The sequence below is a fragment of the Sphingomonas sp. Ant H11 genome (assembly GCF_000797515.1).
Taxonomy (GTDB): Bacteria; Pseudomonadota; Alphaproteobacteria; order Sphingomonadales; family Sphingomonadaceae; genus Sphingomonas.
The window spans coordinates 1-25,472 of record NZ_JSBN01000034.1 but is presented as its reverse complement, the minus strand read 5'-3'; the positions used below and the strand labels follow the sequence as shown (position 1 = coordinate 25,472).

General features: G+C 63.1%; 25 protein-coding genes and 1 pseudogene. All 26 read right to left on the bottom strand.

The features are described from left to right. Positions 1-125: 125 nt before the first annotated feature. Entirely contained in the window at positions 126-2,087 is a 1,962-nt protein-coding gene (qatA, locus tag NW75_RS08190) for a Qat anti-phage system ATPase QatA (protein WP_033964660.1), read from the bottom strand. A 178-nt stretch (positions 2,088-2,265) separates the two neighbouring features. Continuing rightward, positions 2,266-3,114, bottom strand: coding sequence for a hypothetical protein (locus NW75_RS22815; protein WP_156143001.1), 849 nt, complete (start codon positions 3,112-3,114; stop codon positions 2,266-2,268). A 172-nt stretch (positions 3,115-3,286) separates the two neighbouring features. Continuing rightward, positions 3,287-4,603 carry a DEAD/DEAH box helicase family protein gene (locus NW75_RS22810; protein WP_052192308.1) on the bottom strand — a complete coding sequence of 439 codons (1,317 nt, stop codon included), beginning with the start codon at positions 4,601-4,603 and terminating at the stop codon, positions 3,287-3,289. Beyond that, the gene (locus NW75_RS08180; RefSeq protein WP_033964659.1) at positions 4,603-6,570 is read right to left on the bottom strand and encodes a site-specific DNA-methyltransferase; all 1,968 of its coding nucleotides are present in this window, start codon (positions 6,568-6,570) and stop codon (positions 4,603-4,605) included. Before NW75_RS08180 ends, NW75_RS22810 begins: the two co-directional genes overlap by 1 nt. Before the next feature lie 214 nt (positions 6,571-6,784). Beyond that, complete coding sequence (locus NW75_RS26135) at positions 6,785-8,326, bottom strand: AAA family ATPase (RefSeq protein ID WP_231565047.1); 1,542 nt, start codon at positions 8,324-8,326, stop codon at positions 6,785-6,787. Continuing rightward, entirely contained in the window at positions 8,263-9,408 is a 1,146-nt protein-coding gene (locus NW75_RS26130; protein ID WP_231565046.1) for an ATP-binding protein, read from the bottom strand. Before NW75_RS26130 ends, NW75_RS26135 begins: the two co-directional genes overlap by 64 nt. Before the next feature lie 75 nt (positions 9,409-9,483). Further along, positions 9,484-10,608 (bottom strand): hypothetical protein, encoded by a 1,125-nt coding sequence (locus tag NW75_RS08170; protein WP_033964658.1) that lies wholly within the window; start codon positions 10,606-10,608, stop codon positions 9,484-9,486. Further along, positions 10,605-11,852 (bottom strand): type II toxin-antitoxin system HipA family toxin, encoded by a 1,248-nt coding sequence (locus tag NW75_RS08165; protein WP_033964657.1) that lies wholly within the window; start codon positions 11,850-11,852, stop codon positions 10,605-10,607. The genes NW75_RS08170 and NW75_RS08165 overlap by 4 nt, the downstream gene beginning before the upstream one ends. Further along, positions 11,845-12,180, bottom strand: a complete 336-nt coding sequence (locus NW75_RS08160) for a helix-turn-helix domain-containing protein (protein ID WP_033964656.1) — start codon at positions 12,178-12,180, stop codon at positions 11,845-11,847. The genes NW75_RS08165 and NW75_RS08160 overlap by 8 nt, the downstream gene beginning before the upstream one ends. Before the next feature lie 466 nt (positions 12,181-12,646). Continuing rightward, a complete protein-coding gene (locus NW75_RS27290; protein ID WP_197057759.1) occupies positions 12,647-12,964 on the bottom strand; it encodes an MFS transporter in 318 nt (105 codons plus the stop codon). Further along, positions 12,937-13,917 (bottom strand): MFS transporter, encoded by a 981-nt coding sequence (locus NW75_RS08155; protein WP_197057758.1) that lies wholly within the window; start codon positions 13,915-13,917, stop codon positions 12,937-12,939. Before NW75_RS08155 ends, NW75_RS27290 begins: the two co-directional genes overlap by 28 nt. Beyond that, on the bottom strand, positions 13,914-14,243 hold the full coding sequence (locus tag NW75_RS08150) for a hypothetical protein (protein WP_033964664.1): 330 nt from the start codon (positions 14,241-14,243) through the stop codon (positions 13,914-13,916). Before NW75_RS08150 ends, NW75_RS08155 begins: the two co-directional genes overlap by 4 nt. Continuing rightward, on the bottom strand, positions 14,243-14,806 hold the full coding sequence (locus NW75_RS08145) for an isochorismatase family protein (RefSeq protein ID WP_033964655.1): 564 nt from the start codon (positions 14,804-14,806) through the stop codon (positions 14,243-14,245). The genes NW75_RS08150 and NW75_RS08145 overlap by 1 nt, the downstream gene beginning before the upstream one ends. A gap of 24 nt (positions 14,807-14,830) precedes the next feature. Further along, positions 14,831-15,283, bottom strand: coding sequence for a MarR family winged helix-turn-helix transcriptional regulator (locus tag NW75_RS08140; protein ID WP_033964654.1), 453 nt, complete (start codon positions 15,281-15,283; stop codon positions 14,831-14,833). A gap of 178 nt (positions 15,284-15,461) precedes the next feature. Next, entirely contained in the window at positions 15,462-16,070 is a 609-nt protein-coding gene (locus NW75_RS08135) for a helix-turn-helix domain-containing protein (protein ID WP_033964653.1), read from the bottom strand. A gap of 91 nt (positions 16,071-16,161) precedes the next feature. Continuing rightward, positions 16,162-16,823, bottom strand: a pseudogene (locus tag NW75_RS08130) (response regulator). Positions 16,824-16,869: 46 nt separating this feature from the next. Next, positions 16,870-17,472 carry a M17 family peptidase N-terminal domain-containing protein gene (locus NW75_RS08125; protein WP_052192307.1) on the bottom strand — a complete coding sequence of 201 codons (603 nt, stop codon included), beginning with the start codon at positions 17,470-17,472 and terminating at the stop codon, positions 16,870-16,872. Positions 17,473-17,686: 214 nt separating this feature from the next. Continuing rightward, on the bottom strand, positions 17,687-18,967 hold the full coding sequence (locus NW75_RS25025; RefSeq protein ID WP_231565048.1) for an ATP-binding protein: 1,281 nt from the start codon (positions 18,965-18,967) through the stop codon (positions 17,687-17,689). A gap of 484 nt (positions 18,968-19,451) precedes the next feature. Continuing rightward, the gene (locus NW75_RS24395; protein ID WP_156143000.1) at positions 19,452-20,735 is read right to left on the bottom strand and encodes a ligand-binding sensor domain-containing protein; all 1,284 of its coding nucleotides are present in this window, start codon (positions 20,733-20,735) and stop codon (positions 19,452-19,454) included. A 151-nt stretch (positions 20,736-20,886) separates the two neighbouring features. Then, a complete protein-coding gene (locus NW75_RS08110; protein ID WP_033964651.1) occupies positions 20,887-21,723 on the bottom strand; it encodes an alpha/beta fold hydrolase in 837 nt (278 codons plus the stop codon). Between the two features lie 96 nt (positions 21,724-21,819). Continuing rightward, positions 21,820-22,134: a hypothetical protein gene (locus NW75_RS22805; protein WP_156142999.1), complete on the bottom strand. Its 315-nt coding sequence runs from the start codon at positions 22,132-22,134 to the stop codon at positions 21,820-21,822. A 5-nt stretch (positions 22,135-22,139) separates the two neighbouring features. Further along, positions 22,140-22,787, bottom strand: a complete 648-nt coding sequence (locus NW75_RS08105) for an MBL fold metallo-hydrolase (protein ID WP_052192304.1) — start codon at positions 22,785-22,787, stop codon at positions 22,140-22,142. Positions 22,788-22,890: 103 nt separating this feature from the next. Next, a complete protein-coding gene (locus NW75_RS25020; protein ID WP_197057757.1) occupies positions 22,891-23,046 on the bottom strand; it encodes a hypothetical protein in 156 nt (51 codons plus the stop codon). 31 nt (positions 23,047-23,077) lie between these two features. Then, the gene (locus NW75_RS08095; protein ID WP_033964649.1) at positions 23,078-24,343 is read right to left on the bottom strand and encodes an adenosylmethionine--8-amino-7-oxononanoate transaminase; all 1,266 of its coding nucleotides are present in this window, start codon (positions 24,341-24,343) and stop codon (positions 23,078-23,080) included. Next, positions 24,340-24,969: a dethiobiotin synthase gene (gene bioD, locus NW75_RS08090; protein WP_033964645.1), complete on the bottom strand. Its 630-nt coding sequence runs from the start codon at positions 24,967-24,969 to the stop codon at positions 24,340-24,342. Before bioD ends, NW75_RS08095 begins: the two co-directional genes overlap by 4 nt. After that, a partial coding sequence (locus tag NW75_RS08085; protein WP_033964644.1) for an aminotransferase class I/II-fold pyridoxal phosphate-dependent enzyme occupies positions 24,959-25,472 on the bottom strand: 514 nt, incomplete at its 5' end. The genes NW75_RS08085 and bioD, both read right to left, overlap by 11 nt.

Genomic DNA, 25,472 nt, shown 5'->3' with positions numbered 1-25,472 from the left:
TCGACCCGTCGCGCCTGGCGCCACAGTGGGCGCGTCGCCGCCGGCCGAGGCGGCGACGCCGTCAAGCCAGCTCGGAACGAGGGGTGTGCCCCCGCCCGCGCCGCCGTAAGCGCTGGACGTTCCCATCAGCGTGGGCCCTTGCGTGTCCGCAGCGCGCCTGAGGCGGTCGCTTTGAGCATGGCGGATTTGGACGATGACCAGCTCGTCAGAAGTTTGTCGAAACGCGTGATGGCGTCCGCCTCCTTGATGACCCCGGTCCATCCTTGGGCCGGCCAAGAGCCGCATCGATCCGCGGGGAGAGCCTCCAGCAAGTCGAGCAAGTTCGCCTGCAACGTCGGGTGGGCGCGGACGAGGACGCCGATACCGTCAACGCCCGGGGGCGCGGTGTCGAAGGCGTCGCCGCCCATGATGCGACCTCTCAGCTCCTCGAAGACCTGAGCGGCTTCGGCCGGCACCAGCTGCTTCAGTTCACCCTCGTAGGCTTGCACCGATAGTTTCGACCCGAGGAGCTTCTCGACGACCGCTGCGAGACGACCGAGCACTGAGGCTGGGCCGAAATAGTCCTTCCGGTCCTTGGTGACGAACAGGTAGGGACGGAGGTCGATGGCCGCCAAGGGAGGAGGGATGCGGGCCCAGGAGCGGATCGCCTCAGATCCCTTCCATTCGGCGAGCATCGCGGTATCTGTCGATGGCGGCACGATGGCCAGCTTGCTGTCGGCACCGTCCGTATCGGCTTTGCCTCCGGCGCGTTTGGGTTTCGCCGCGGCCTTGTTCTCGGGCTGGTCGTTCTCCAACCCCACGAGGTCGGCGCACCGACCGTCCGGGTCGCGCGCGGCCGCGCTGGCGACCTGATCGAACGTGCGGGACAGGAAACGTTCGGCCAGCATCAGCTTCGCGAGGATCGGCAGCTTCACCTCATCGCCGAAGCCACGGGCCGTCGCGGTCTGGTGTCGTAGGAGGAGCGTATTGAGGAAGCGCTTGATCTGACGCGGGTTGCCCTGCGTTCCGCTCGCGAGGATGGGCCCGATCTGATCACTCAAAGTAAGTGCGCTCTGCACCTTGGGAGCTTTATCACCAAGCGCCGTCTTCACAGTTTGGGCGTCGAGACCGGCGTTCGTCCAAGGCCGCTTCAGCAGTTCGCGCGCTGCGGCGATCAAGGCCCCATATGCTTCATCGTCTTCTCCAAGTTCGGAGCCGATCAGCAGGAGCGTAACGTAGATGCGCGTTTCCGTGTCGCCAAGGGCAGGAATTCGGAACGGGACCTGGATCAGCTTCTCCAGATAGTTCCGGGCATAGTCCCTCGGGCCCGTGGTGTCGGGCAGTTCCGGAAAGTGTTTGCGAACGGAGTATTCGATCATGGCCTCGTCCGCGGCCACGATGAAGGCGGTCCGTTCGGTGAAGACGAACAGGCGGATCGCCTCGAGGGTCTCGATCGCGGTGTCGGGGAGACAGCGGTCGAGGTCGTCGATCAGGACGATGAGCTGGTCGATTCCGGCCTGCTTGAGAAGTTCGGTGAAGGCCTTCCTGAACGCTTCGATCTCCTCGGGAACGTTCTTGGATTCCGCCGGCTTAAGGAGGCCTTGGACGCCCTCCACGGCCTTATCGAAATTATCCTGTGTGGCCAGTTTGGCGGGGTCGGCGAAGATGCCCTTCAGGGTTCCGACGACGGCTCCCACTTGGTCGGCGGTCGGCATGCCGGTGAGCGCTGTAAAAGCGAGCCCGCCGCCATGACGCGCGACCTTCAACCAGTCGATACGCCTGAAGATGTCCTTGACCGCCTCACCGGACTTGGCAAGGAGCGGCCGTTTCTCGATCAGCCCCGTGACGATACCCTCGATGAGGGCAATCTTGGCGTCCTCGAAACCTTGGAAGCGCCAACCATTGAATTTGAGGCACAGGACATCCTTATCGGAATCCAGGGCGTGTTCGATCATCTCGAGAATGCTGGATTTCCCAGCGCCCCAGTCGCCGTGCACGCCGATCGTGACTGGATGTTCCGGTCGCTCGCGGAGCAAGGCGATAATGGTCTTGGCGATCGCTTCGTTATTGAGCAGATCGACCTTGGTTTCATTGTCGGTCAACAGCATTGCGTCGCACTCCCTAGGAATGCGGCGCACGATTCGTTGCTGTGATCGGCTCGCCTCCGTGCTGACACTGCCGCACTTACACTATTTTCGCCATACGTCCTGTGAGCCAACACAGCTTCGGAAGTAAGTTGACATCGAGGGAAGGCCACTTCCGCAAGGTTCTGAGAACAATTTTGGACTAGGTGACATCAAGGGCCAGCTTCACAGCGGCCTTTTCGTCAGGGGCATGAATTCCAAGGAGGCGCCCGTTCTTCCAGCTCCACACCGTGAAACCCAATTTGCCAACCTTATTGATCTGGCCCGAAGGCAACGCCTCAGATTCCCCTTCTGAAATAAGGCGAAGAACCACTTTTGCTGGTTCCCCGAGGGTGTCGATATCGAAAAGCTTGCCGACACTCGCCTCTGTCAGGAGATGGTCTCCTTTGGTATCAATCGCGACGACTGCTTTATCGATCCAAACGAGAAAGTCAGGCCAGTAGGTCGAGGACGATGACATATCGAGCAGTGGGATATAAAACCCACTGTTGCGAGGGTTTCTGGCCCAGACACGCTGCGTTCGGTCTAGGGCTCGCGCAAAGCGCAGTTCCAATGGGTTCAGACCGGAGTAAGTTCGGTGAAGCGCTTTGGTGAACTCGACGGCATCGGACGGATCGACCGCGACTGGCCCCACCGAATAAGGCGCATCAAAGTCGTTCTGGAAAATCTTCGAGTGATCGATGTAGGCTTCGACGACCGATCGCGCGATTGATCTGACGTGATCGGCTGCCGGACTGGTCAGCTCGATGAGGGCATCAAACTTGGGTAGCTCGATATCAACTAAATTAACTGGTCCGCCTGCTCGACGGAGAGCCCCGGAATATAGGCGCTGCAGTTCGCGTCTAAAGACAGACCTGGCAGTAACGCGGTTGCTGTGCTCAACCTCTGCCCACTCATAAGTCGCTTCAGATCCAATTCCTATCTCTTGGAGGACAAGCATTCGGCTTCCTTGGCCGATGGTGTTTGCTCCTCCGGAGGAAAAATCCATCATCTTCCCGACGATGTCAGCGATCGGCCGCTTCGCTTTGACGGAATGGATGCCGATTGTTGGGACGGTACGGGGGGGCTCCGGATTGACCTTCTCGAGAACGCGGCTACTGCCTTCTTTCTTGATCAGAAGTGCGACAGCAGGATGCTCCGAGACGAGTTGCTTGCGAATGTCCTCAAGAATCTCGTCGAAAAACGCCCCGCTCGTCCGTCCTGATATAAAAATGGGCTGTGTTGAGAGCGGGGTCGCTGTAGTGCTCTGCTCCAGGTTGACGCAGTACGCGCCCGACGACCTGCGTGATCTGGCGAGACGATGCCATCTCCTTATCGATATATGCAAATCCACAGGTGGGATCGTCCCATCCTTCCTGTAGGCCTAAGTTGAAGATGATATGCTCGAAGTCGCCATTGATGAAATCGGTGTAATCGCGGTCACCTCCAGAAAGCACGCGCATTGATTTCGGAGGGGGAGCATCTTTGGGAAATTTAAGCTGGCTATAGATTACGATCTTCTCGGGATCGATGCCCGCGGTTTCAACCAGGTGCCGCCAGATCAGGACAGGGCGTGCTTGCCGCTCATCAAACGGCCGCTTCATGTCCTCGGCGATCGGAACCCCGTCCACGGCGTTGGTGCTGCATACATAGATAGCCTTTGGTCGAAATGGGACCGGCAGAGTTGCTGCGGCCTCGCGAGCGTCGGCCATGTCAGCCAGCATGGCATCGACGGCGGTTTCCATTGGCGTCACGTAGCCGCCAATCGCTATACGCTCCTTCACAAGCCCGGACGCGACAACATCCTTACTCGCCACCGGCGTCGTGAAATGCTCATCGCGCCAGCCTCTATCGGTGCGAAGACGTGCGATCGTATTTTCCAGTCGGGCGGGCAGCGACATAGTCGCGCTGGCGGCGATTAACCCGTCGGGCGAGAGCTCGAGGAGCCTCCTCGTCTGAAGATCCGACAGGTTGTGACCTTCATCATAGATAATTATAAGAGGGCGCCGCGATCCGCCGACCGATCGGCGATTTGTCAGCAAATCCCAGAGCGATTCACTAGCGAGATCAAGTTGAGCCTCAAATACCTTGCGATCCCCACCGGACTCGTCCTCCACCGCGAACTTACCGACCGTTGCAACGAGCAATAGCCCTTTCGATGTGTCTTCGATGTCCGAGGGCGCCACTTGGAGGAGGGGCTTAACCACGAAGCCAGCAATGTTGTCGGCGTATCTGCCGGACGACAAGTTGGCATAGGTCTGCGCAACGACGATTTTCCCTTTCGAGACCCACAGCACGATGGGCTGTACCGGCAGCCGGTCACGTATCTGCGAGATCGTATCTGCCAAGACTAGCGTCTTACCACTTCCCGTTATCGACGCGAGCGTCTGTAGGAATGGCACCGTGGTCAAGCGATCTACCATCAGCGGATTGGATGCGTAGTCGGTAAACCGTGAAGCAATCTGCGAAGCAGCCTGCTCTTGGAACTTGAAGAGGTCCATTAAGCTACCTCCTCCGGATTATTGAATTCATCGTTTTCATTGAGGCCAAGATGCGCAAGAATTCGGTCAGGAATTTTCCAGAACCTGACATTGGGAGACTGATAAGTCTCGTAGCGTGCGTACACATGATACGGAGTCTTGATCCCCGCGCGCTTGGCTTCGTTGGCGACTGTCCTATAGGTTTCAAGATCAAGAGAGCCGACAGGCCCCCCATTGTCCCAGATCAGGAAGTAACCTTCGCCCGCATCGTCTGTACCGATTAAATACTGATAGTCAGCGTCGTCGAATACGCTCAAATTCGGCGCGCTTCTCCGCTGAGTCTCCCAATGCGACGTAAGGACGATGTCGATCAATTCGTCGCGCTGCATCGACAACACGGTTTTAGCATCAATGGTTTTGGTCAGGAGGCGATACTCGAAGCCCCCACCAAGGGGCTCGGCGGTGCTCCCATCGGGGCGCTCGCCGGTTGCTGCATTATGCAAGCGTTTCCAAGTCAGCGTCCGAGCATATTTGTCTCCGTTCTCCGGTGCTCCCTGTTCAATCAGAATGAAGCGACGATCACTGTCCGCCTCCTGATTGAGTGCGAGAACCGAGTGGCCCGTCGTCCCCGAACCGGCATACGGGTCCATGACCAAGCCGCCCGGCGGGCACCAAAGCATGATGATCTTTTTGAACAGGGACATGGGCTTCACGGTCTCGAAACCGTGGCCCTTGCCGACGATGGCATCCAGCTCTTCGATGCCTTCGCGATTACGGCCCGATTCCGTTGCTGCCCAGGATACTGCGCCGATCGAGGTGAGCCGGTCTGGATCGGCCTCATCAACCCAGAATGTCGTAGGTACGGAGCCCATCTTCACGTGAGCGGCGTGCACTTTCAGCATCGGCTGCGCGTCGCCCTTCACACCAAAATACAATTTTGGCCAGTTCCCGGCTTCGAGCCTCGCCAGTGCTTTCCCTCGTGCTTCGACCAGTTTCGGATGGGCCGGATCGAACGACGAGGACGACCGCGTCGGCGCACCCTTGATAACGAGCGCTTTCGGCTTGCCGTCTCCTAACTCTCGCTCCTCGTACTGAGAGCCCCACTCGGAAAGCCACTTTCGAATTGTCGCCTTCTCGAATGCCCAGTGTCGCGTTTCAAGTGGCCAATGTAGCTCACCAGTAAATGGGGACTGGATGGCATAGGTGCTCGATTTGTGCGAGGTAGGGCTACGCTTGCCAGTCACGTCCCCCTGTTTCCAGTCCCCAGTCTCATCTCCATCTCTGTTGCCGAATCTAGAATCGGCTTTCTCAGATCGAGCAAGGAGTTTGGTCGAACTCAGAGACTTGTCCTTCGCGTACACCAAGACGTAGTCCGTGGCGGTCGAAACATGACGAGCATTCTTCGGTGTGGTCTTCTGCCAATTGATAATCGCGATGCGGTTCTCTTCTCCAAAGACCTCGTCCATCATCATGCCAAGGTGGAATAGTTCGTTGTCGTCGATACAAATAGCGACCACGCCCGAAGGCTTTAGCATCGCCTTCATCATCTGAAGGCGAGGCATGATGGTTTTGATCCACTTGGTGTGACGTGAACCGTCCTCTTTGGCTACGATGGTGCCAAGATCAGGGTCGTTGGGATCGTTATCCCACTTATCATTATACCTGAATGATTGTCCCGTGTTGTACGGTGGGTCAGTGAGTATCAGGTCAACTTCACCGCGGTATTTGTATAGCGTAACCATCGCCTGAAGGTTTTCACCTTCGATAAGCAGGTTGCAGGCTTGGTCTGCTGGGCTTCCGACGTGAAGTTTCGGCTCCCGCCTCGTCACGCGGGGACGGACGCGGCGATAGATCTCGAGGGCAGTTCGCTTGCCATAAAAGCTGAGGGCAACCCCGTTGGTCAGCAGGCCCCTGACCATCCGCTCAAGGTCGTCTCTATCAAGCTTTGCAAGCTCGTTACTCAGTTCATCGCCCTGAAAATCGCGCATCAATTCGTCACCTTGGGTATCATGGATTTTCGCTGGCTATTCGCCAAAATGTTCCTATTATGTTCTTGTGTTTCGAGCAATCCCCGCGCCTGAGTCATGGCCCCTTGAAAGAGGCTATAATGGGGGTTTTGCCAGTCAGCCAAGCCCGATGCCGGCCGGCGCGTACCTGGAGGATCCGTTAACCGAGGACGAGCGGGGTGGTGGTGGTGAGCCGTCATGCCGCCTTCTCCTGCCTGGTTCGAATATCGGAAATCCACATGGCCAGCGCGTCGATCTCGATCTCGATCACTGACGGTGCGGGCAAGCGGGGATTAATCTCCCCAGGTTGGCTGTGAAGCAGCGCCGAACAGCGGCCGAAAGCTTCGCGCATTACCGTGCAGTCCACGTCAGTGAGGATGGTGAGCTTGATCAGACCGGTCGTATCGACCTTGCGGGACAGTCGACGGATCACCGGCCCTACCACTTCTTCCACCGCGCGCTCCCAGGTGGTGCGAAGCTGGTCTTGGAAGGATGTTACCTCCCACTGCCATTTCGCCTGATCGCCGCGTTCGTGATGGATCTTCACATTTGCCAGGTGGGCTTTCATGCCGTCGATCACCTTGTCGAGGGGCATGACGTTAGCGGGCGGATCTTGATGGCAGAAGCCGGCATGTTCAGTGCCGCGGCTAATCAGCCGATACGACACGGGCGTTGCCGCCCGGTCCTTGGTCGCCCGGCAGGCTTCGTCGAGTAGCAGCAGGAAGGCCATGTCATGGGTGAACACGATGACCTGGCGGCTCTCGCCGGCTTCGGCCAGACGCGCGGCAACCCGATCGCGATGCAGGTGGTCGAGCGAGGACACCGGGTCGTCGAAGACGATCGCCGACTGCGCGTCGATCGTCGACAGCTCGGCGAGGAATGCGGCGAGCGCGACGCAGCGATGTTCGCCTTCGCTTAGAACCTTGCCGACGGGTTCGGCCGGCTTGTTGATCAGGCGCACCTGAAAGAAGGGGACGCCGGCCGTGGTCTTCGCTTGCTGAAGCTCGATCGCGAGGCCTGCAACGCCGAGCTTGTTGACCTCGATTGCGAAGCGACCGCGCAAGCGGTTGGTAACGAGGGCTTGGGCGATCCGCGCGCTCTGCGTCGTGATCTTGTTCGTGGCAGTGTCCTTGCTGGCCTTTTCAAGCGCCTCGACGGCTTTCGCGCGCTCTATCTGGGCAAGCAAGTCGGCCTTCACGCCGCCGAGCCATTTGCGGTCGGCCAAGCCGTCGCGTTCGGCGACGAGGGCGGCGCGTTGCGGGGAGTTTGCCTCCGATTGCAGGCCCTCGATCCGGGTGGCGATCCCGCCCAGTAGGCCGCGCAACTCGTCCAGCGAGGCGACGGCCTCCGGTGGCAACGTCGGCAGGACCTCACGGGCATGGGTTCGCAGCACCGCCCGCAGGCGCCAGCACAACTGAACGATCTGCCGGCGAAGGGCCTTCGCCAGCTCGGCCTCGCCGATATCGTCGCGGATCAGGGCGACGAACACCGGGATATTCTTCGTCAGGAAGACCTGAGACGATAGCTGCTCGATCAGTTCGTCATAGGCGTCAGCGGCATCCTCTTCGCGACGCTTGCTCTCGTCCTGGACGAATGCTTCGAAGCTGGTGAGCCTCCTTGAGGCTTCTTCGCCCAGCGGCTGCTGGCACAGTACGCAATGGGCGTCAGAGGCCGTTACTGGGAATGGCTGTCCGGGATAGGCGGCTTCGCGCGAATAGGCGCGGGCCGCTTCCCACAAAGCCTTCCAGATATCCGAGCCGATGTCCGGCAGCGGTTCTTCGGCAAAGAGACTTGCAGAGGCGGCCGCAGCCGCGTCGCGCGCGTGGTGAGACGGAAGTGGGCTTCGCGCAGGGTGGTCCGGTTCCCGTCGCTAGCGCCGGCAATCAATCGCTCGATCTGGTCTATCACCGCCGTAATGCGGGTTTCCTGAGTCTGAAGCTGACGGACGGTCCGGGCGGGATCACCGGAGAGATCGGTAATGAGGGTCTGGAGCCGCGCCTCTTCCTGCGCGGTGAGACCGGCGAGTTTCTCGATGGTGTCGGGCTTGGTCTTGCCGGACAAGCTAGCGATTACCTTGCCCACCGCCGTGTCCGGCTTGCACTCAGGTTTTGATAAGACAACTGGCGTCTGCTGTTCCAGCGTCTTTATCTCGGCCGACAGTTTGGCCTTCACATCCTGGCACGCCTGCGCGAGGCCGGCGAGAATGCGCAAAGGAAGCGGCGTATAGGCGAGATCGTTGGTGTTTTCGACATGGACGTTGGCCGTTCGCGAGTCGAAGACGCTGACGGCTGACAGCATCGGATCGGCTGAGCCGCCTTGGTTCCACGTCGCGCTTCGCTTCTGCCCACCGATGAAGAAATCGATGCTGGCGGTCGGTACGCCACGAGAGCCGGCATAGATATTCGGCAGAATGGCGTCGCCCTTCGGAGAGCGTGCGCGGCAGAGCTGCTTGAGGACGCGGGCGTATCCCGATTTGCCGGCGCCGTTGTCTCCATAGATCACGGTGAGGCCGGTCTTGCCGAAGGACAGCCGCTCGCCCGGCGCGAGGGCGTTGACGTTCACCAGGCCATGCAAGGCGCCCAGGCTGACGACGGCGTGGCTCGCCGCGGGATCGCGAATGTGGCTGGTGTCCAGCGGAACAGCAGGGCTGTCACTCTTGCAGACGGCAACGAGGGCGGTGATGTCAGCGGGCTCAAGCTTCGTCTGGCCGCAGAGCAGGCGCAAGGCGTCACGCTGCCAGCCGGGCAGGTCGGCTGACCATGCGAGGATATCGGCAAGCGCCTCGGCCTCATTCGAGAGGTCATTACTCTCTTCATTCATCGTCCTGGACTCCCCCCATTTGGCCCTACTTTGATTGGCCAACTCTTTTTGATATTTCCAATTGGCCGTGTCTCATCAGGCCCCTCCAACTATGCGTCGTTCCGTGCCGAGCGGGATGATCCAGCCGCCAGCGCGATCCGGTCGCGCGAACTCATCGGGGCTCACCTTTTCGGCCAAACGACCGCGAATGGTCTCCGCTTCGCCATCGATTGCCGCACGGATCAGATCCCGGTCTACTCCGACGAAAACCGGACGAAGGTTGAGCCGGGCCAAGGCCTCCTGATCGACGGTACTAGCGACCGCGTCGGTAATCGGGCCGGCCCGCGTGACGATCCCGCCCACCAGGCCGCCGATATCGTGGGTCTTTTCCACTTGTCCTATCGGCGCACTGTCGAGTGCGCCGCGCGCGCGCGCGGCGGCATCCCGGAGTGGTCGCGGAAAGGTTTGGCGTGTCAGAGCGCGCAGCGCCTGGGCGAGTTCTGTATGCCCGAGAGGTTCGATCATACTGGCGACATGCAGACGAAGCAGGCCGATGAAGGGGGCGTCCTTGTCTTGCGGATCGATGGGATCGCCCTTGTCGATGGGATCGCGAACCGACAGGTGGGCGTCAGCGGGATTGGAATTCGCCAAGCCCCACCGGCTGGCGACCGCGATCCGCTTTACGGTGACCTTTCGGCCTTTGACCGTCACGTCGATGCGCCCGGCTTGCGTCCAGGCGCGCGCGAGTGCTTTCGCCGGTCCGCCCGGGTCGTGACAGCCCTTGGCCTCCGCGATCGTGAGTGAGGTCAGATCGGATTTGCATGCGATCCAGTCGGGGAGGTCGCCTCGGGCGAGGCGCTTGATCCTGACCTGCTTGCGACGGTCGAGATCAATCATGTGGTTGCCGAGATGGACGAAGATGGAGAGATCGAAATATCGCTCGAGATAAGCGCGGGCAACGAACCGTCCGAACAGGCCTGACAACGCGACCTTCACTTCGCGCGCCTGGCCAAGCGGTTGTCTGAAAATGAAGGACGTGCCCGCGCCGGTCGGTGCCAGCAGCGCATCCAAGATCGACCACGCGCCATAGGCTGCGCCCGGCGTCTGAAGCACTTCGCGAATGCCGGCGTCCTCGATCTCAGAGACGTCCAGCGCGATGGTCGCGCCGGGGGACGGGTCAAGTGATGGAGGTGCGAAGCTGTAGATGAAGGTTCGGGTCATAGCGCCAGCGCCCGCTTGAGATCATCGTGCTCAAAGGCGCTGGCCATCCGGGTAATCTCTGCAGAGCGGGCGCCGGCCGTCTTGGCGGTTTCACGCCACGTCGCGGTCACGGTCGCGACCTCTTTGATGATTGCTCGGGCCTGCAGCAGTGTGAGGCCGAAGAACTCCGAAGCCGCCTCAAGCAGGTCAAGCGAGCAGGTGCCTTCGTCGAGGTCGATGTTCGTCGTCAGCACACGCGCCTTGAGGTCGGTGGGCACAGGATTGAGGTCATAGGCCGGAGAAAGAGACCATCCTGTCTTGCCGAGCCAAAGGAAACCATGGTTACGCAGATGATCGTCGACATTGGAAATCAGCACGTTGAAGACGACGCGCCGATAGAGGGCATGAGCGTCGGTCTTCCCCTGCGCACCATGTTGCGTAAGAGCATCGACGATCTCCGGGTAGCTGCCGCGCTCACCGTCCTTGGCGCCCATCATCGCCATTGCAGATAGGAAAGGAGTGCGGATCGGGCCGGCGCGATCGAAGCGCCGCGACAGCATCACCGCCTTGCCGGCGACCTCAATCAGCTCATGGTGAGGGGTGGTGATGCCGGCCTGGTCAGCCAGCCGCAGCGCAATCTCCTCCCACGTCTCCATGCTGTAATCGTCGGTCTCCTTCGGGAATTTGGCGATGGAGAGGTGCCCGTGCTGGTCGATGACCGACGCTTTCGGCCGCGCGCCGCCGAGGGAAGAGCCGGGGGCGAAGATGAGTTGAAGGTCCTCGTCCGTTTCCTCGTCCCGGAGGATCCGCTCGGTGATCTGGAGCAGTCGCCCGAGTTCGATCAGGGCGGGGACACCGGCGCGGATCGGCGCCTGAAACGTCTCTTCGCCTGCCCAGCGGAATCGGAGTGCGCCTAGGCGGGTCTCGTCGGCGACGCCGAGCAGGTAATCGCTTTCCGCGAGGGTGCGCACGGCGCGGCTTTCGCGTTCGGCAAGACGGCGCTCGGCCCGCTGCATCAGGCGGCGGCCCCATGTGTCGGGCGCGGAGTCTCCGATGGAGCCGAAAGTCACCAGTCCGGCAGGAGGGGCGAAGGCACCACGGGTCAGGGCAAGGGCAGGCTCGAGCGAGAACCGGTCGGGATCAACGAGCCAGGCGGCATCATATTCGAAAAGGATAGTCTCCGTGCCTCGGACGCGATTGCTCCTCGCCAGGCCGATAGGGCGCGTGCGGCCGTCCAGGTCGATATGTACCTCGAAATCAGCCATCGCTAGATGATCCGAGTGTTCGCTTGAGGTGGACGTGCTTGGGTAGTTCCGCGCTGGCAAGCGCTTGTCCAACCGGGTCGTTGCCGATGTCGGCGATCTGGCCCAGACCGTCGAGCAGGCCGAGCGCCTGAAGGACGCCCGCATAAATGCCGATGCTGACATTGGTGTCCCCAGCCTCGACCTTTTGCAGGGTCGAGCGGGACGTGAAGGCGCGTTCCGCGACGACAGCCATCGGCAGCCGCCGACGCCGACGTGCATCGTGGATGTCCGCACCGAGCTTGCGCAGGGCGCGCCGCACAGCGGCGGGAGGATTATGTGGTGTAGGCATTTGAAACCTTCGCACTACAGATTGCTAGAATATGTAGCACGAAGATTACAATTTTGCCAGCCCTCGCGCGATGGCCATCCCATTAAAAGGGGGATGGCGGACCGAGCCCGTGACGGTATAATTCCGCGGAGGCTGAATCGTGGCCGGCGTAGTCTGGCGTAGAGGCGGCGGTGCGGGCCGAGGTGACTTTCGGAGTCATGTCGCCGTCGCGCCTGCCGATAGATGGCGGAACCACAATTTCCGCGATCTGCCGGAAAAAGCCAGTGATTTCAAAGGCCGGTACTTTTGACGGTTTATATGACGGTATACGGAAATCGAGAAAATATTTTGTGCAATGAATTCAGATGTTTAATCTTTCAGTTGATAATCGAGTGGGAATGACGCGCGGAGCCCGGCGGCAGCATCGGGGGTGACCGGTTGCTTGCGCGCTGGACAAGCGCGCCAAAGGCGGCCGTGCCGTTCAGCATTATGCGGCTGATGCTTCCGACGATCCTTCCGGAAGCGACGGTGGAGATCGCCCCGCTGGGGTTCGGCCGTTCGCCAGAAACAGCATTGCAACGATCACGGCGGCAAGGCCGGAGGCCGCGCCGACGCCCAGTGCCCAGCGCGGGCCGAGATGGTCCGCGACCCATCCCACGATCGGCGCACCGATCGGCGTTCCACCCAAGGCGACACCAACCCGCAGCGCCATGACGCGCCCCCGCATGGTTGGCTCGGTCGACAATTGCATCAGGCTGTTGCTGGTGTTGGTGAAGGTCAGGGCGGCGGCACCCGTCGCCGCCAAAGCAGCGGCAAAGAGCCAATAGGTCGGCGCGATCGCGGCCAGGCGCATCCCACCGCGAAGACGGCTGCGCCCGCCAGCAGCGCGGTGAAGCCCGGACGCTGCCGCCCGGCACTGAGCAATGCGCCTGCAACGGTCCCGATCGCCATGATCGAGGACAACAGGCCGTAGGCGCGCGCATCGGCGTGGAACACGCCGACGGCCATGGTGGAGATGAAGATGGGAAAGTTCAGGCCGAACGTCCCGATCAGCAGCAGCATCAACAGCATCGCCCTGAGATCGCGGCGCGCCTGGACATAGCGAAGGCCCTGGACAAAGCTTCCGCTTACTCGTGTTGCCCGAGGTCGCACATGCAGCTCGGCCGTGCGCAGGCCAGCGAGCGAGATCAGCACCGCGACGAAAGACGCGCCGTTTAACAGGAAGGCCCAACCGGTTCCGACGGCTGCGATGACGATGCCCGATATCGCCGGACCGATCATGCGGGCGGCGTTGAACGCGGTCGAGTTCAGCGCAACCGCGTTGGCGAGATGCGTATCCCCCACCAGTTGCGCGACGAAAACCTGTCGCACCGGTGCGTCGAACGCGGCCGCGCAGCCGAACGCGAAGGCAAACACATAGACGTGCCACAGTTGGACGGCACCGCTGACGGTGAGTATGCCGAGCGCCAGGGCCAGACTGCCCATCGTTGCCTGTGTGACGAGCAGCAACGTGCGCTGGTCGAGGTGATCGGCAGCCGAGCCGGTCCAGGGGAGCAAAAGGAACTGCGGCGCGAACTGGAGCGCCATCACGATGCCGACTGCGGCGGCGCTGTGATGCGTGAGGATGGTCAGCACCAGCCAGTCCTGTGCAGTGCGTTGCACCCACGTGCCGACATTGGAAACGAAAGACCCGGTGATCCAGACGCGGTAGTTGAAGGTGCCGAGCGATCGGAAGACCTGGGTTCCGGGCGCGCTCATGGCTGCTCCGGCGCGTTGCCTCCGTGGAAGCGGCCGAAGTGCCACGCGCAGAACAAGCCGAGCGCCAGCATTCCGAGGCCAAAGGCGGTCACCTGGAGTGTGTCACGCAGGTCGAAGGTGCCGACCCGGCATACCAGCAGATAGGACAGGACCAGATTGGCAAAGCCCCACAGCAAATTCACAGTAGAGGAGGACAGCCCTTCGCCTCGCGGCGTGGCGAACGGGCTCTGGAACGGCCGCCCGGTGACGCCGCTCACCCAATGCGGGACCGCGTTCGCCAGAAAGGCACCGCCGAAGAAGTAGGACAGGAGGTGAAGCCATGTCATCAGGAGCACCTTTCCAGGTGAGAGAGGATGTCATCGGTGCACCCCGTCTCGCCCAACCGGGGAAACACATTGCGGATGCTGTAATCGTGGGCCTCGGGGCGGGTGTCGCTCATCGCGTCGATGGCGAGCGTGACGTTAAAGCCGTTCTCATACGCTTGGCGCGCCGTGGCCTCGACGCCGGTGGCGGTGGCAATGCCGCAGATGACGACCTGTGTAACGCCCAGCGCCTTCAGTCGCTGGTCCAGATCGGTACCGGCGAAGGCACCCCAGCTCTGTTTGGTGACGAGGATATCGCTCGGCTGGAGACCGAGTTCGGGGACAAGGTCGGCGAAATCGGCCGGCAATGCGCTCATGTCGCGCTGCGGCCGCTCGGTTCGTCCCGGTGCCCCGCCGGTGACGTTGACCAGCACCACCGGCAATCCGCGCGCGCGGAATGCCTCGATCAACGCACGGCTGCGGTCGATGACCTGCTCGATCGAATGGACGACAGGGTAGGTGACGATGCCCTTCTGCAAATCGACGACGATCAAAGCAGTCTTCGGGTCGAGCGTGGTCAGTGCCATGGGTATCCCTTTGCGAATGCCTGTTCAGTCATCGACGAGGCGCTGGAGCAGGGCGATGGCTGCCGCCAGTTGGCCCTGTTCTTGCGGGGAAAGCCGCGCCTCGATGGTGTGGAACAACCAGTCCTGCCGTGCCGCGCGACCCGCAGCGACCCATTGCCGACAGGCGTCGGTCAGCGACAGCAGCGTTTGCCGTCCATCGCGTGGGTCCTGCGCGCCTTGTACCAGACCAGCCTCTTCCAGCGCGGCAATGACCGCCCCCATTGACTGCGGTCGCATCCCTTCCGCTCGTGCAAGGTGCGATGTCGTGGCGGGCCCATCCTTCTCGATACGAAGCAGCACGGCGGTTTGCGATGGGGTCAGGTCGCCGACATTCGATTGTTCGCGCAGCCGACGTTTGAGCTTTCCCATCAACCCGCGAATATCGTGCGCCAGTTGCGTTGCCTGGGCGATGTCGGAATCGGGTATCGGTGCTGACATATCGGTGCCCGTAGATATCTGAAGTTAAACTGTAAAGATAAACTTCAAAGATCGGGATTTCGTCACATCTGACGGGGCGCGGGCGGGTAAAGGCCCGGGAACCATCTGCTTTTAAAATCCTTGCGCGCGGAGCCGGTCTCGCGACGGGGCTGTGGCGGCTTTTAGGCCTTATCCTGAATCAGGCAGCAGCGGCGTTGAGCTCACCCCGTTCGAACATGTGGGCCCAGGTGCGCCGCCACGAAAGCGGCGTGTCGCCGACCATGCGCCGGAACAGGCGGGTAAGATGCGCCTGGTCGGTGAGCCCGCAGGTGCAGGCGATGTGACTCAAGGATTCCTTGGTAGTGAGCATGAGCGTTTGGGCGCGCCGAATGCGGCGGCGTATCAGGAAGGCGTGTGGGGTCTCGCCCACGGTGACCTTGAAGGCGCGGCAAAAGTGGCCGGTGCTGAGGCGCACGACCGCAGCCAAGCCGTCCAGCACGATGGTATCGCCAAGGCGCTCCTCGACATAGTCGCTTACGCGCTGCAACTGCCAGGGCGCGAGACCGCCCCGCGTGATGGAGCTGGCATTGGCTTCGACGGGAAGCGCGGGGACGAGAAGATCCTCGATCGGCCGCGGTTCGCCGTTGCCAAGCACCAGCGCCAGTCGATCCAGATAGCGCCGCGCTGCGTGCGGATCATGTTCGATGGTACGGCGCGCGTAATCGATCAGTTCGGCGGGGTTGGAAGACCAAAGTCCGCCTGTGCAAGCACCGGAAGGCTCATGGCTTCGAGGGTCGCTAAGCAGCATGGGGGCAGCGTAAGCCGCTGGCGCGAGAGTGATAATCCCTAAGGAGTAGCCAGAATGCCCCCCTTTCGGGTGGGGCCGGGTTACGCTTGCGCTACAGGTCGATCAGGCCACGTTTGGCGGCGATCGTTACGGCGTGGGTGCGATCAGATGCGCCCAGTTTCGCGAAGATCGCCTTCATATGCGCTTTGATGGTGTCTTCGGATACGCCGAGTTTGGCCGCGATCTGCTTGTTGGAATTGCCCTGGGCGGCAAGCGAAAGAACGCTGATTTCGCGTTCGCTGGGGGCGTCCGCGACCAGATGGAGCGCGATGTCGGTGGCGACATCGGCGTCGAGATGCTTGCCGCCGGCATGAACCGACCGAATTGCCTGCAGCAATTCCTTGCGCAAGCTGTTCTTCAGCAGATACCCCGCCGCCCCGGCGCGCAGGCGCGCAGCGCATGGGCGTCGCCGGAATAGGTGGTCAGTACGATGATGCGCGCCTTGGGAGAGCGTTCCCGGATCGCGGCGATCGCCTGGTCGCCGCTCAGACCCGGTAGTTGCAAGTCCATCAAGACGATGTCCGGCAGCAATTCGCGATATCGAACAACCGCGTCGGCACCGCTATCGGCCTCGCCCACCACCCGCATGTCGGCTTGCGTCTCGACGACCGCACGCACGCCTTCGCGCAGGAACGGGTGGTCGTCGACGACGAGAATACGGATCGGCGAGGAGAGCGGCAGACAAACGGTTCCGGGGTGAGGAGGCGAGCGCATGATCGGCGCTCTTGTCCCGTTGTTCAAGGGGCTTGCCGAAGCGGCATCAGGCCCGGGCAAGGTCGGCATAAGCGCGCACGAATGCAGCATGGGTGGCGGTCAGGTGCGCGGCCCCGGTGCAGAAGATCCACAGCTTGAGATCGAAACGGACCGGATAGGCGTTCAGCGCGGCCAGCAGGCCTCTGAGCATCGCCATCGCCACTCCGGCGGAGTCGACGACCGCAATACCGCTATCGAGCAAGCTCGGTGCAAACGATGCGGATACGGCACCCCGTCGCAGCGCTTCACTCGTCGCTGCGCTCATCGCCGTTTCCAGAACGGCGGGCGACCATGATTCGGGATCGCCCATGCCGACAAGCAGAATGGTGGAGGCGGCTACGGGCAAGCGCGGCGTCGAAAGCGCCAGGATCTCGCCAGGGGCGGCGCTGAACACGCCATCGCCGCGCAACCGCATCACCGCACCGCCGACAGCCTTGTCGAGGTGGCGCAGGCCGCCGACCGCGCCATCTGGCGACAACTCGTGCGTGAACACCCCAGCTGCGGCCAAATCGACTGCGGCGGTGACGGCATCGGTCGGCGCGACGGCAATGCCAACCCCCGCCCATTCGCCGATCGGCATCGCGTCGTTCGAGGATGTCGGGTCGTCCATATAGGAAACTCACGCGATCGGGAAAGGTTCTGGAGGTGGGGCTACCGGTAAGCGAACAAGGCCCGGTGCGGCGGAGAATGGGTGCGCAACAGCCGAATAGCTTGTACAAAAATGCGGTGTTTTGGCGTTATCGTGCGTAGTGCCGTGCGGCGAAGGTCAAGGAAATAGTCTGTTTCTTCCGTGCGATGGCGTGATGGCGCCCGGCAGCGATGCTTTACGAATGGCGTTCCCGGCGGAAGGACCCGCGCAGGCGCAGGATCCAGGCAACCACCGCATTGGTCGCCCTTTGGATGACCGAGCGGGGCCGGGCATAAGCGATCCGCCCCGGAACGGTGACGACCACCTCGGCCCCGCCACTTTCGAGATTGGACAGGGTCAGCACGGCGGCCAGCTTGTCGGCGCGCTCGCGCATGCCAGGCAGGCCGAAATGGCCCGGTTTCGCGCCCTGGGCGAGGATCCTGTCGCTAAAGCCACAGCCATTGTCGCGAATGGACAGGCGCAATACCCACCGCGCGAAGTCGAGCGAAACGATCGCCTGGGTTGCTTGCGAATGCCACAGCGTGTTGGTGAGGGCTTCGCGCGCGATCGCCGCCAGCTCATCGATGATCGGGTCGCAGAGTTTGCGGGGCAGGCCATGCTCGATAATTTCGATCGAAAGACCATCGCCGATCTGACAGGCCATTGCGTGCAGCGCCGCCTGCAGCGTAGCGCTGCTCTCCGTCCGTAAGTTGAGCACGCGATCGCGCCCTTCCAGCAAGACGTCGTCGCCCCGTTCCAGGGCCGACTCAAGCATGCGGTGCGCGCGACTACCCGGTGCCATTATGTTGCCGACGGCCTGGAACCGCAGCATCATCGCTTGCATGCCTTGCAGCAGCGTGTCGTGCAACTCGCGCGCGATCCGTTCGCGCTCGGTGACCTGCGCCGCGATCAGTCTGCGCGTGCGATCCTCGATCGCCCGTTTGCGGATGCGGTACAGCGCGGCAAGCAGCAGCAACGCGGTGGCTGCTACCGCCAGTCGGAAGAGCCACGTCTGGTAAAAGGTGGGCGCTACCGTCAGCTCGATCGAGGCTCCGCGCTGGTTCCAGACTCCGTCGGCATTGGCGGCGATCACTTGAAAGGTCCAATGCCCCGGCGCGACATTGGTGTACGTTGCCTGGCGCCGCGAGCCGGGATCGACCCAATCCTCATCGACGCCCGTCAAGCGGTAGCGAAATTGCACGCGATCCGGATCGAGCAGGCTGAGCGCGGCATAATCGATTTGCACGCGCCGCGTGCCGGCTGGGATCGCAATCTGTGCCGCGGGCGCAACCTCCTTGCCATCGGCAGTGACCGAGCGGATCAGCACTGGCGGGGGGGCAGCATTGGGTTCCAGGCGACCGGGGTCGATCCAGGCAATGCCGTGGCTGGCAGCAAGCCAGATCCGTCCATCTCCGCTGCGAATTGCGGTCGAGTAGCTTGCATCCTGCTGCGCGGCCCCCGGTACGCCGTCCGCCATTGTAAACAGGCGGTAGGCCAATGGACGTCCGTTGGACAGCGCGCTGGTGAGCGCCGCTTGCGTCGTTTGCAGAACGCCGCGCAGCCCGCTGATCCACACGATATCCCGCGCGCCGCGCGCTATGCCGGTGATGCCGACGAGCACGGGAAAGCGATCCGATGTCAAACTGCGAAACCGGTCGCCACTCCCGATGGCGAGGCCGCTGTCGCCCCCGACGAGCACCGGCCCCTGGCCCGTATCGCTTGGCACGACGATGTTGACCCTGCCGATATTGACGTCTGCTGCAATCGGTTTGCACACCGCGCCTACGCACCCGATCAGGCGGTCATCGGCGTAGAACCAACGGCCGACCGGTCCGATGAACGGGATTTCGAGCCTGCGGTCGACCGTCGGAACACCTGTGATGGGGAGCATCCGCCATCCACCCCGGTAGGGTTGCAGCACGCCTTGCCCGCGCACGGCGATCGTCGGGGTCCCGTGGCCGTCACGCGACCACGTCAACACCTTGCCGGGGAGCGCAGGCAAACCCAGCGTGACCAATCGATTGCGTTGCAAGCCGAAAAGCCTGCCGCGTTGTTCGACGATCAGCCGATTGCCATCGGCAGCGATCATTGCCGGGCCGAAGGCCAGGTGCAACACGGGATGGAGCGAGCCATCGCTTGCGGCGCGCGACAGCGTTTGCGTGCGGGTGACGACATAGATCGTCCCATCGGCCAGCGCGGTCTGCAGATAGGCTTTGTAAGGGGAGGGGCCAAAGGCATCGGCTCGCACCACGCGCGCGCGCGAAAGCGGTCCAGTCCGAGATTGGTGCCGACCCAGATCGCGCCTCGCGATCCTCAAACAGCGGGACCGCGGCATTGGCGCTCAGGCCCTGCCGATCTTCCCAATGTTCGACGCGGGCGGATGTGCCGACGGCAGGGGGCAGCAGGCGGCTGACACCGCCATTCCCGCCCGTCCACCAGATCGCGCCTTGGTGATCGATCAGGGCGCGTTTGATGCCGGGCGTGCCTTGCGGCAGCGAGAGCGGTTCCAGCCCGGGCAGCGGCTCTCGATCGAATGGCTTGCCAAGGCGCGACACGCCAGCCCGGGCGAGGGCGACACCGCCATTGTGCGTTCCGACCAGACTGTCGCCCGGTCGGGCCCATGCTACGGGGGTAAGGGCACGCTCACCGGGTTGGAGACGCAGGATTTGTCGGTCGGTGGTCGCCCAGATCGTGCCGTCTTGCGCCGCGACCACGCTGCCAAGCTTGCCGGGGACAATCCGGCGGTCGGCGGGAATCCAGTGCCACCGCGCACCGTCGAAGCGCGCAAGGTGCCGGGGGCCGCGCCAGAAGGCCGCCCAAATCGTCCCATCGGGACCGCGTATCAAACGGTCGACCGAGTCATTGGCCGCACCGAAGCGGGTTAGCGTTCCGTCCCGTAGACGAGCGATTTGGCCATTGTAGAAACCAAGCCACAGGTCGCCGTCTGGAGTAGCCAGCAAGGCGGTGATGTTGCGGCTGGGCAGCTTGCCGACGCGCGGACGGATTTCCTCGAAGCGGATCCCGTCGAATCGATAGAGGCCGCCGCCGGTGCCTAGCCACAGGAAACCGTCCGCCGTCTGTGCGATCGCCCAGATATCGGGCGGTGCGCCATCCTCGATTGTCCAGCTGCTGTGATGGAATTGTTCGGGCGCTCGACTTGGCCCCTGCGCGGCGACCGGCGGGAACCATGGTAGCACCAACGCCATGAGCGCCGCGAGCAACAGGACGCGGACGCGGCCGCTCATGGGCAAGGGGATGCTGTTCGGGTCACGGTGTCTGTCACGGCCGTCGCGATGCCCGATCCGTTACGCTCCCGCAATAGCGCGGCCGGAGCGCGGGTGGACGATCGTCGATCGCTGGTCGTCGATCGTCCACCCGTGTGATCAACCCAGGAGCTCAGGCGCGCACGAAGGCGAGCAGATCGGGGTTGATGACATCGGCATGGGTGGTCAGCATCCCATGCGGATAGCCCTCATAGATCTTCAGCGTGCCGTTTTGCAGCAGCTTCACCTGCAGCAGCGCGGCATCGGTATAGGGCACGACCTGATCGTCATCGCCCTGCAGCACCAGCGTGGGGACGGTGATCGCCTTCAGGTCTTCGGTCTGGTCGGTTTCGGAAAAGGCCTTGATGCCTTCATAATGGGCTTGCGCGCTGCCCATCATGCCCTGCCGCCACCAATTGTCGATCACGGCCTGGATCGTCGTTTCGTGATCGCGATTGAAGCCGTAAAATGGCCCCGCCGCGACATCGTGGAAGAAGGCTGCGCGATTGGCGGCAAGCGCGCTGCGGAAGCTGTCGAACACCTCGATCGGCGTGCCGCCGGGATTGGCGTCGGTCTTCAGCATCAGCGGAGGGACTGCGCTGACCAGCACGGCCTTGGCGACGCGGCCCTGCGGCTGGCCGAACTTCGCGACATAGCGCGCGACTTCGCCGCCGCCGGTCGAATGGCCGATATGCACCGCATTTTTCAGATCGAGATGCTCGACGACGGCGGAGGCGTCGGCGGCATAATGGTCCATGTCATGACCACCGACCGACTGCTCGGATCGGCCATGCCCGCGACGGTCATGCGCGACCACCCGGTAGCCATTGGCCAGGAAGAACAGCATTTGCGCGTCCCAATCGTCCGACGACAGCGGCCAGCCGTGGTGGAAAACGATCGGCTGGGCATCCTTGGGGCCCCAGTCCTTATAATAGATCTGGGTGCCGTCTGCGCTGGTTACATAGGCCATGATAGTCTCCGTTGGTGGGGCGAGATGGTGGCTCTCCGGAGGTTGCCACCATGCTGCGCCGGGAAAATGCGATCGGCCGGTGCCGCGGCGTTCCGACTATTGCGCGCTGGCGGGGGGCGTGGCCGGAACGGGCGTCCATTGCCAGTCCTGCGCCGACTTGCTGAGCGTCCCGATGCCAGGGAATTGCAGGTGTGCCGCCGCGATCAGATAGTGGCGCTTCGCTGCGTCGGCCATGATCGTGGCGCGCGAGCGGGAGGCGTCGGCCTGCGACAGGTCGAACTTGATGGTCACCGCAGGGTCCTTCAACTGCACTACCGCCACGTGCATCACGTCGCCCCAGATGAGCAGCGTCTTGCCGTCGCTCTCGACGCGGTAACCGGTGTGTCCCGCCGTGTGCCCGGGCAGCGACACCGCCGTCACACCGGTATCGATCGTCTCGCCCGCCCGGAACGGCTTGACGCGGCCTGCTGCGCTATAGGCGCGAGCGAAGCGGCTGCCGCGTCGAAGGACGATTGGACCGAACCGTCGACCTTGGTCAGGTTACCCTTGTCGAGCCAGAAGTCGTATTCCGATTGCGCCATGCGGATCGTCGCATTGGGGAAGACGCGCGCGCCGCCGACCGCGAGGCCGCCGACATGGTCGGGATGCAAGTGCGTGATCAGCACTTCGTCAATATCCTCGGGCTTGTAGCCGGCCGCCTTCAGCGCGGTGATCGCGCGCCCCAGCGTAGGGCCGAAATAGCTGCCGCTGCCGCTATCGACGAGAATACGGCGCGACCCCGTGTCGATCAGATAGGCGTTGACCGAGGTCGTCTGGAGGGTGGGCGCGTTGGCGGCCGCCAGGATCGTCTTCACTTCGCCCGGCGTCCGCTCGACCAGCAATTGATCGGTGGGCAGGGCGATCGTGCCGTCGGACAGCGCGACAATGGTGAAATGGCCGAGCTTCATTTTGTAGAAATCGGCCGGAGTGGAGGCCGCCGTGGGGGCTGCGCTCTGGGCGTAAGCGACCGGTGCGACGGCCAGGCTGGCGATCACTGCGGCAGACTTCAAAAAGCGAACGGTCATGGCGTTTCATCCGATTTGCTTGATCCGGCAGGTGGATCACCGGTCGAGATTAGAAGATCGGCTTTGGCATGCCCAGCATCAAGGCGCGGACCGGCGGGATGGATCAGCTCGCGGCTGCGGTTGCCGCAACGGCGTCGGCCAGCAGCGGCGGCATCGGGCTTTGCGGGTTTGCGGCGTTCATCGCGCGGGCTCCTGACAGAAACGGTCTGCGCCTGATGCGCGCGATGTCCGCGCGCATATTGGCGATTCCCAACGTCATTTGACGCTTCCTGCCCTAACGGATCGAGGGCCTATCTGGGGTGAGCCGTCGCTTTCGCCGCGTCCGCTATCCCCGCATATATCCGGTCGAGATCGGCGTCTTCGATGCAATAAGGCGGCATCACATAGACCGTATTGCCGAGTGGGCGCAGCAACAGGTCGCGCTCGCGAAAATGCGCAAGCAGGGCGGGGGCGCGGTGCGAGAGATAGCCTGCATCCTCACGATCTTCGATATCCACCGCCGCGATCGTGCCGAGCGCACGCGGGTTGGCAAAGCGGGGGTGTGTGGCGAGGGCGTCAAGCCGCTGGCGTTGCCGCACGGCGAGCGCGGCGATGCGGTCGCGCACGGGTTCCTCGCGCCAGATGGCGAGGTTGGCGTTGGCGGCGGCGCAGGCAATCGGGTTGGCGGTGTAGCTGGACGAGTGGAAGAACATGCGCGCGCGATCCTGCGAGAGATGCGCTTCGTAGACGCCCTCGCTCGCCATCGTCACCGCCAGCGGCACCGCGCCGCCGGTCAGGCCCTTGGACAGGCAGAGGATGTCGGGGACGACACCCGCTTGCTCGCACGCCAGCAGCGTGCCGGTGCGGCCCCAGCCGGTCATCACTTCATCGGCGATGAACAAAACGCCGTGGCGCGTGCAGATCGCGCGCATCTCGGCCAGCACCCAGGCGGGGTAGAACAGCATCCCGCCCGCGCCCAGCACCAAGGGCTCGACGATGAACGCGGCGGGGGCGGAGCGGCAGGCGGCCTCCAGCGCATCGAGCGTGGCCTGCTCGCGGCCCGCAGCGGGGTAGGGGATGGTGCCGACGTCGAACAGCAAGGGCGTATAGGGCGCGTTGAACACGCCGCGCGCGCCGACCGACATCGCGCCGATCGTGTCGCCATGATAGCTATGCTCCATCACCAGGATGCGGTGGCGGGGCTCGCCGCGATTGGCCCAGAAGCCGAGCGCCATCTTCAGCGCGACCTCGACGCTGGTCGAACCCGAATCCGAGAAGAAGATGCGGGTGAGCGCGGGCGGCATGATCTCCAGCAAGCCGCGCGCGAGCGCTTCGGCGGGTTCGTGGGTCCAGCCGGCAAAGATGATCTGGTCGAGCTTGCCCGCTTGCTCGGCAATCGCGGCCATGATGCGCGGGTGGCAATGGCCGTGCGTCGTCACCCACCAGGAGGAAATGCCATCGATGATGCGGCGGCCGTCCCGGGTGAACAGCGCCGCACCTTCGCCGTGGGTGACGAGCGGGATCGGTTCGCCAAGGCCGTGCTGGGTGAAGGGGTGCCAGATCGGGGAATTGCTCATTGGAAATCGGCCACGTTGAAATGCGCGGCAAAGGCCGCTGCCAGCGTCTCCGCGTTGAGCGGATCGAGCCGGGGCAAGCGCCCGAGCCGCTTCACCCCGCCCAGTTGCACGATGGTCGCTTCGCTATCGGCATTCTCGTCGCCGACAAAGGCGACGCCGAGGATGGGCACGCCGCGCTGGCGCAGCGCCTCGATCGACAACAGGCTGTGGTTGATCGTGCCGAGCGCGGTGCGCGCGACCAGCACCGCCGGACAGCCCCAGCGCGCGAACAGATCGGCAAAGACCAGATCGCGCGTTACCGGCACCATCACGCCGCCGGCCCCCTCTACTACCAGCGGGCCGTTGACCTCGGGCGGGGTCAGCCGCAGCGGGTCGATCGTCACGCCGTCAATCTCGGCCGCGCGGTGCGGCGAGCAGGGGGTGGCGAGGCGATAGGCCTCGGGCAGGATGTGCGACGCGGGCACGCCGGAAAGCGTGGCGACGCTGTCGCGGTCGGCGCTGGGGTCGAGCCCGGCCTGGACCGGCTTCCAATAGTGGGCGTTGAGCGCACCGGCCAGCGCGGCGGCGAACACGGTCTTGCCGACATCGGTGTCGGTGCCGGTGATGACGAGGGTTTCAGGGTTCACGTGCGCGCAACTCCGACAGCGTCTCCGCCAGCGCGGCAATCTCCGCTTCGCTGACGTTGAGGGTGAGCGACACGCGCAGCCGCGCGGTGCCGGGCGGCACCGTGGGCGGGCGGATGCCGCGAATATCGAAACCGGCGGCCTGCAGCGCCGCCGCCAGCCGCATGGTGGGGGCGTCCGCGCCGATGATGAGCGGCAGGATCTGCGATCCGGTCGGGGTGACGCCACAGGGCGCGAGCGTGCGCTCGGCAAAGGCGGTGAGCGCGCTCAGCCGCTCGCGGCGATCGGGCTCGTCGGCGAGGATGCGCAGGCTCTCGCGCACCGCGCTTGCCATCAGCGGGGAGGGCGCGGTCGAGAAGATGAAGGCGCGCCCGCGATTGACCAGAAAATCGCGCATCGTGCGCGGGCCGCACAGCAAGGCGCCTTCGCAGCCCAAGGCCTTGCCGCAAGTGCGCAAGGTGATGACGTTTTCGGCACCCTCCAGATCGGCGGCGAGGCCGCGCCCG

Excerpts from the sequence above, each read along its gene's own strand:
- NW75_RS08145 (WP_033964655.1), bottom strand. The coding sequence starts at position 14,806 with ATGGCACTGACCACGCTCGACCCGAAGACTGCTTTGATCGTCGTCGAT.
- NW75_RS08150 (WP_033964664.1), bottom strand. The coding sequence starts at position 14,243 with ATGACATGGCTTCACCTCCTGTCCTACTTCTTCGGCGGTGCCTTTCTG.
- NW75_RS08170 (WP_033964658.1), bottom strand. The coding sequence starts at position 10,608 with ATGACCCGAACCTTCATCTACAGCTTCGCACCTCCATCACTTGACCCG.
- qatA (WP_033964660.1), bottom strand. The coding sequence starts at position 2,087 with ATGCTGTTGACCGACAATGAAACCAAGGTCGATCTGCTCAATAACGAA.
- NW75_RS08160 (WP_033964656.1), bottom strand. The coding sequence starts at position 12,180 with ATGCCTACACCACATAATCCTCCCGCCGCTGTGCGGCGCGCCCTGCGC.
- NW75_RS22810 (WP_052192308.1), bottom strand. The coding sequence starts at position 4,603 with ATGGACCTCTTCAAGTTCCAAGAGCAGGCTGCTTCGCAGATTGCTTCA.
- NW75_RS26130 (WP_231565046.1), bottom strand. The coding sequence starts at position 9,408 with ATGAATGAAGAGAGTAATGACCTCTCGAATGAGGCCGAGGCGCTTGCC.
- NW75_RS08095 (WP_033964649.1), bottom strand. The coding sequence starts at position 24,343 with ATGAGCAATTCCCCGATCTGGCACCCCTTCACCCAGCACGGCCTTGGC.
- NW75_RS08155 (WP_197057758.1), bottom strand. The coding sequence starts at position 13,917 with ATGAGCGCGCCCGGAACCCAGGTCTTCCGATCGCTCGGCACCTTCAAC.
- NW75_RS22815 (WP_156143001.1), bottom strand. The coding sequence starts at position 3,114 with ATGATGGATTTTTCCTCCGGAGGAGCAAACACCATCGGCCAAGGAAGC.
- NW75_RS08110 (WP_033964651.1), bottom strand. The coding sequence starts at position 21,723 with ATGGCCTATGTAACCAGCGCAGACGGCACCCAGATCTATTATAAGGAC.
- NW75_RS08165 (WP_033964657.1), bottom strand. The coding sequence starts at position 11,852 with ATGGCTGATTTCGAGGTACATATCGACCTGGACGGCCGCACGCGCCCT.
- NW75_RS08135 (WP_033964653.1), bottom strand. The coding sequence starts at position 16,070 with ATGCTGCTTAGCGACCCTCGAAGCCATGAGCCTTCCGGTGCTTGCACA.
- NW75_RS08180 (WP_033964659.1), bottom strand. The coding sequence starts at position 6,570 with ATGCGCGATTTTCAGGGCGATGAACTGAGTAACGAGCTTGCAAAGCTT.
- NW75_RS25020 (WP_197057757.1), bottom strand. The coding sequence starts at position 23,046 with ATGACGTTGGGAATCGCCAATATGCGCGCGGACATCGCGCGCATCAGG.
- NW75_RS08125 (WP_052192307.1), bottom strand. The coding sequence starts at position 17,472 with ATGGACGACCCGACATCCTCGAACGACGCGATGCCGATCGGCGAATGG.
- NW75_RS08105 (WP_052192304.1), bottom strand. The coding sequence starts at position 22,787 with ATGACCGTTCGCTTTTTGAAGTCTGCCGCAGTGATCGCCAGCCTGGCC.
- NW75_RS24395 (WP_156143000.1), bottom strand. The coding sequence starts at position 20,735 with ATGAGCGGCCGCGTCCGCGTCCTGTTGCTCGCGGCGCTCATGGCGTTG.
- NW75_RS25025 (WP_231565048.1), bottom strand. The coding sequence starts at position 18,967 with ATGGCGGACGGCGTACCGGGGGCCGCGCAGCAGGATGCAAGCTACTCG.
- NW75_RS08140 (WP_033964654.1), bottom strand. The coding sequence starts at position 15,283 with ATGTCAGCACCGATACCCGATTCCGACATCGCCCAGGCAACGCAACTG.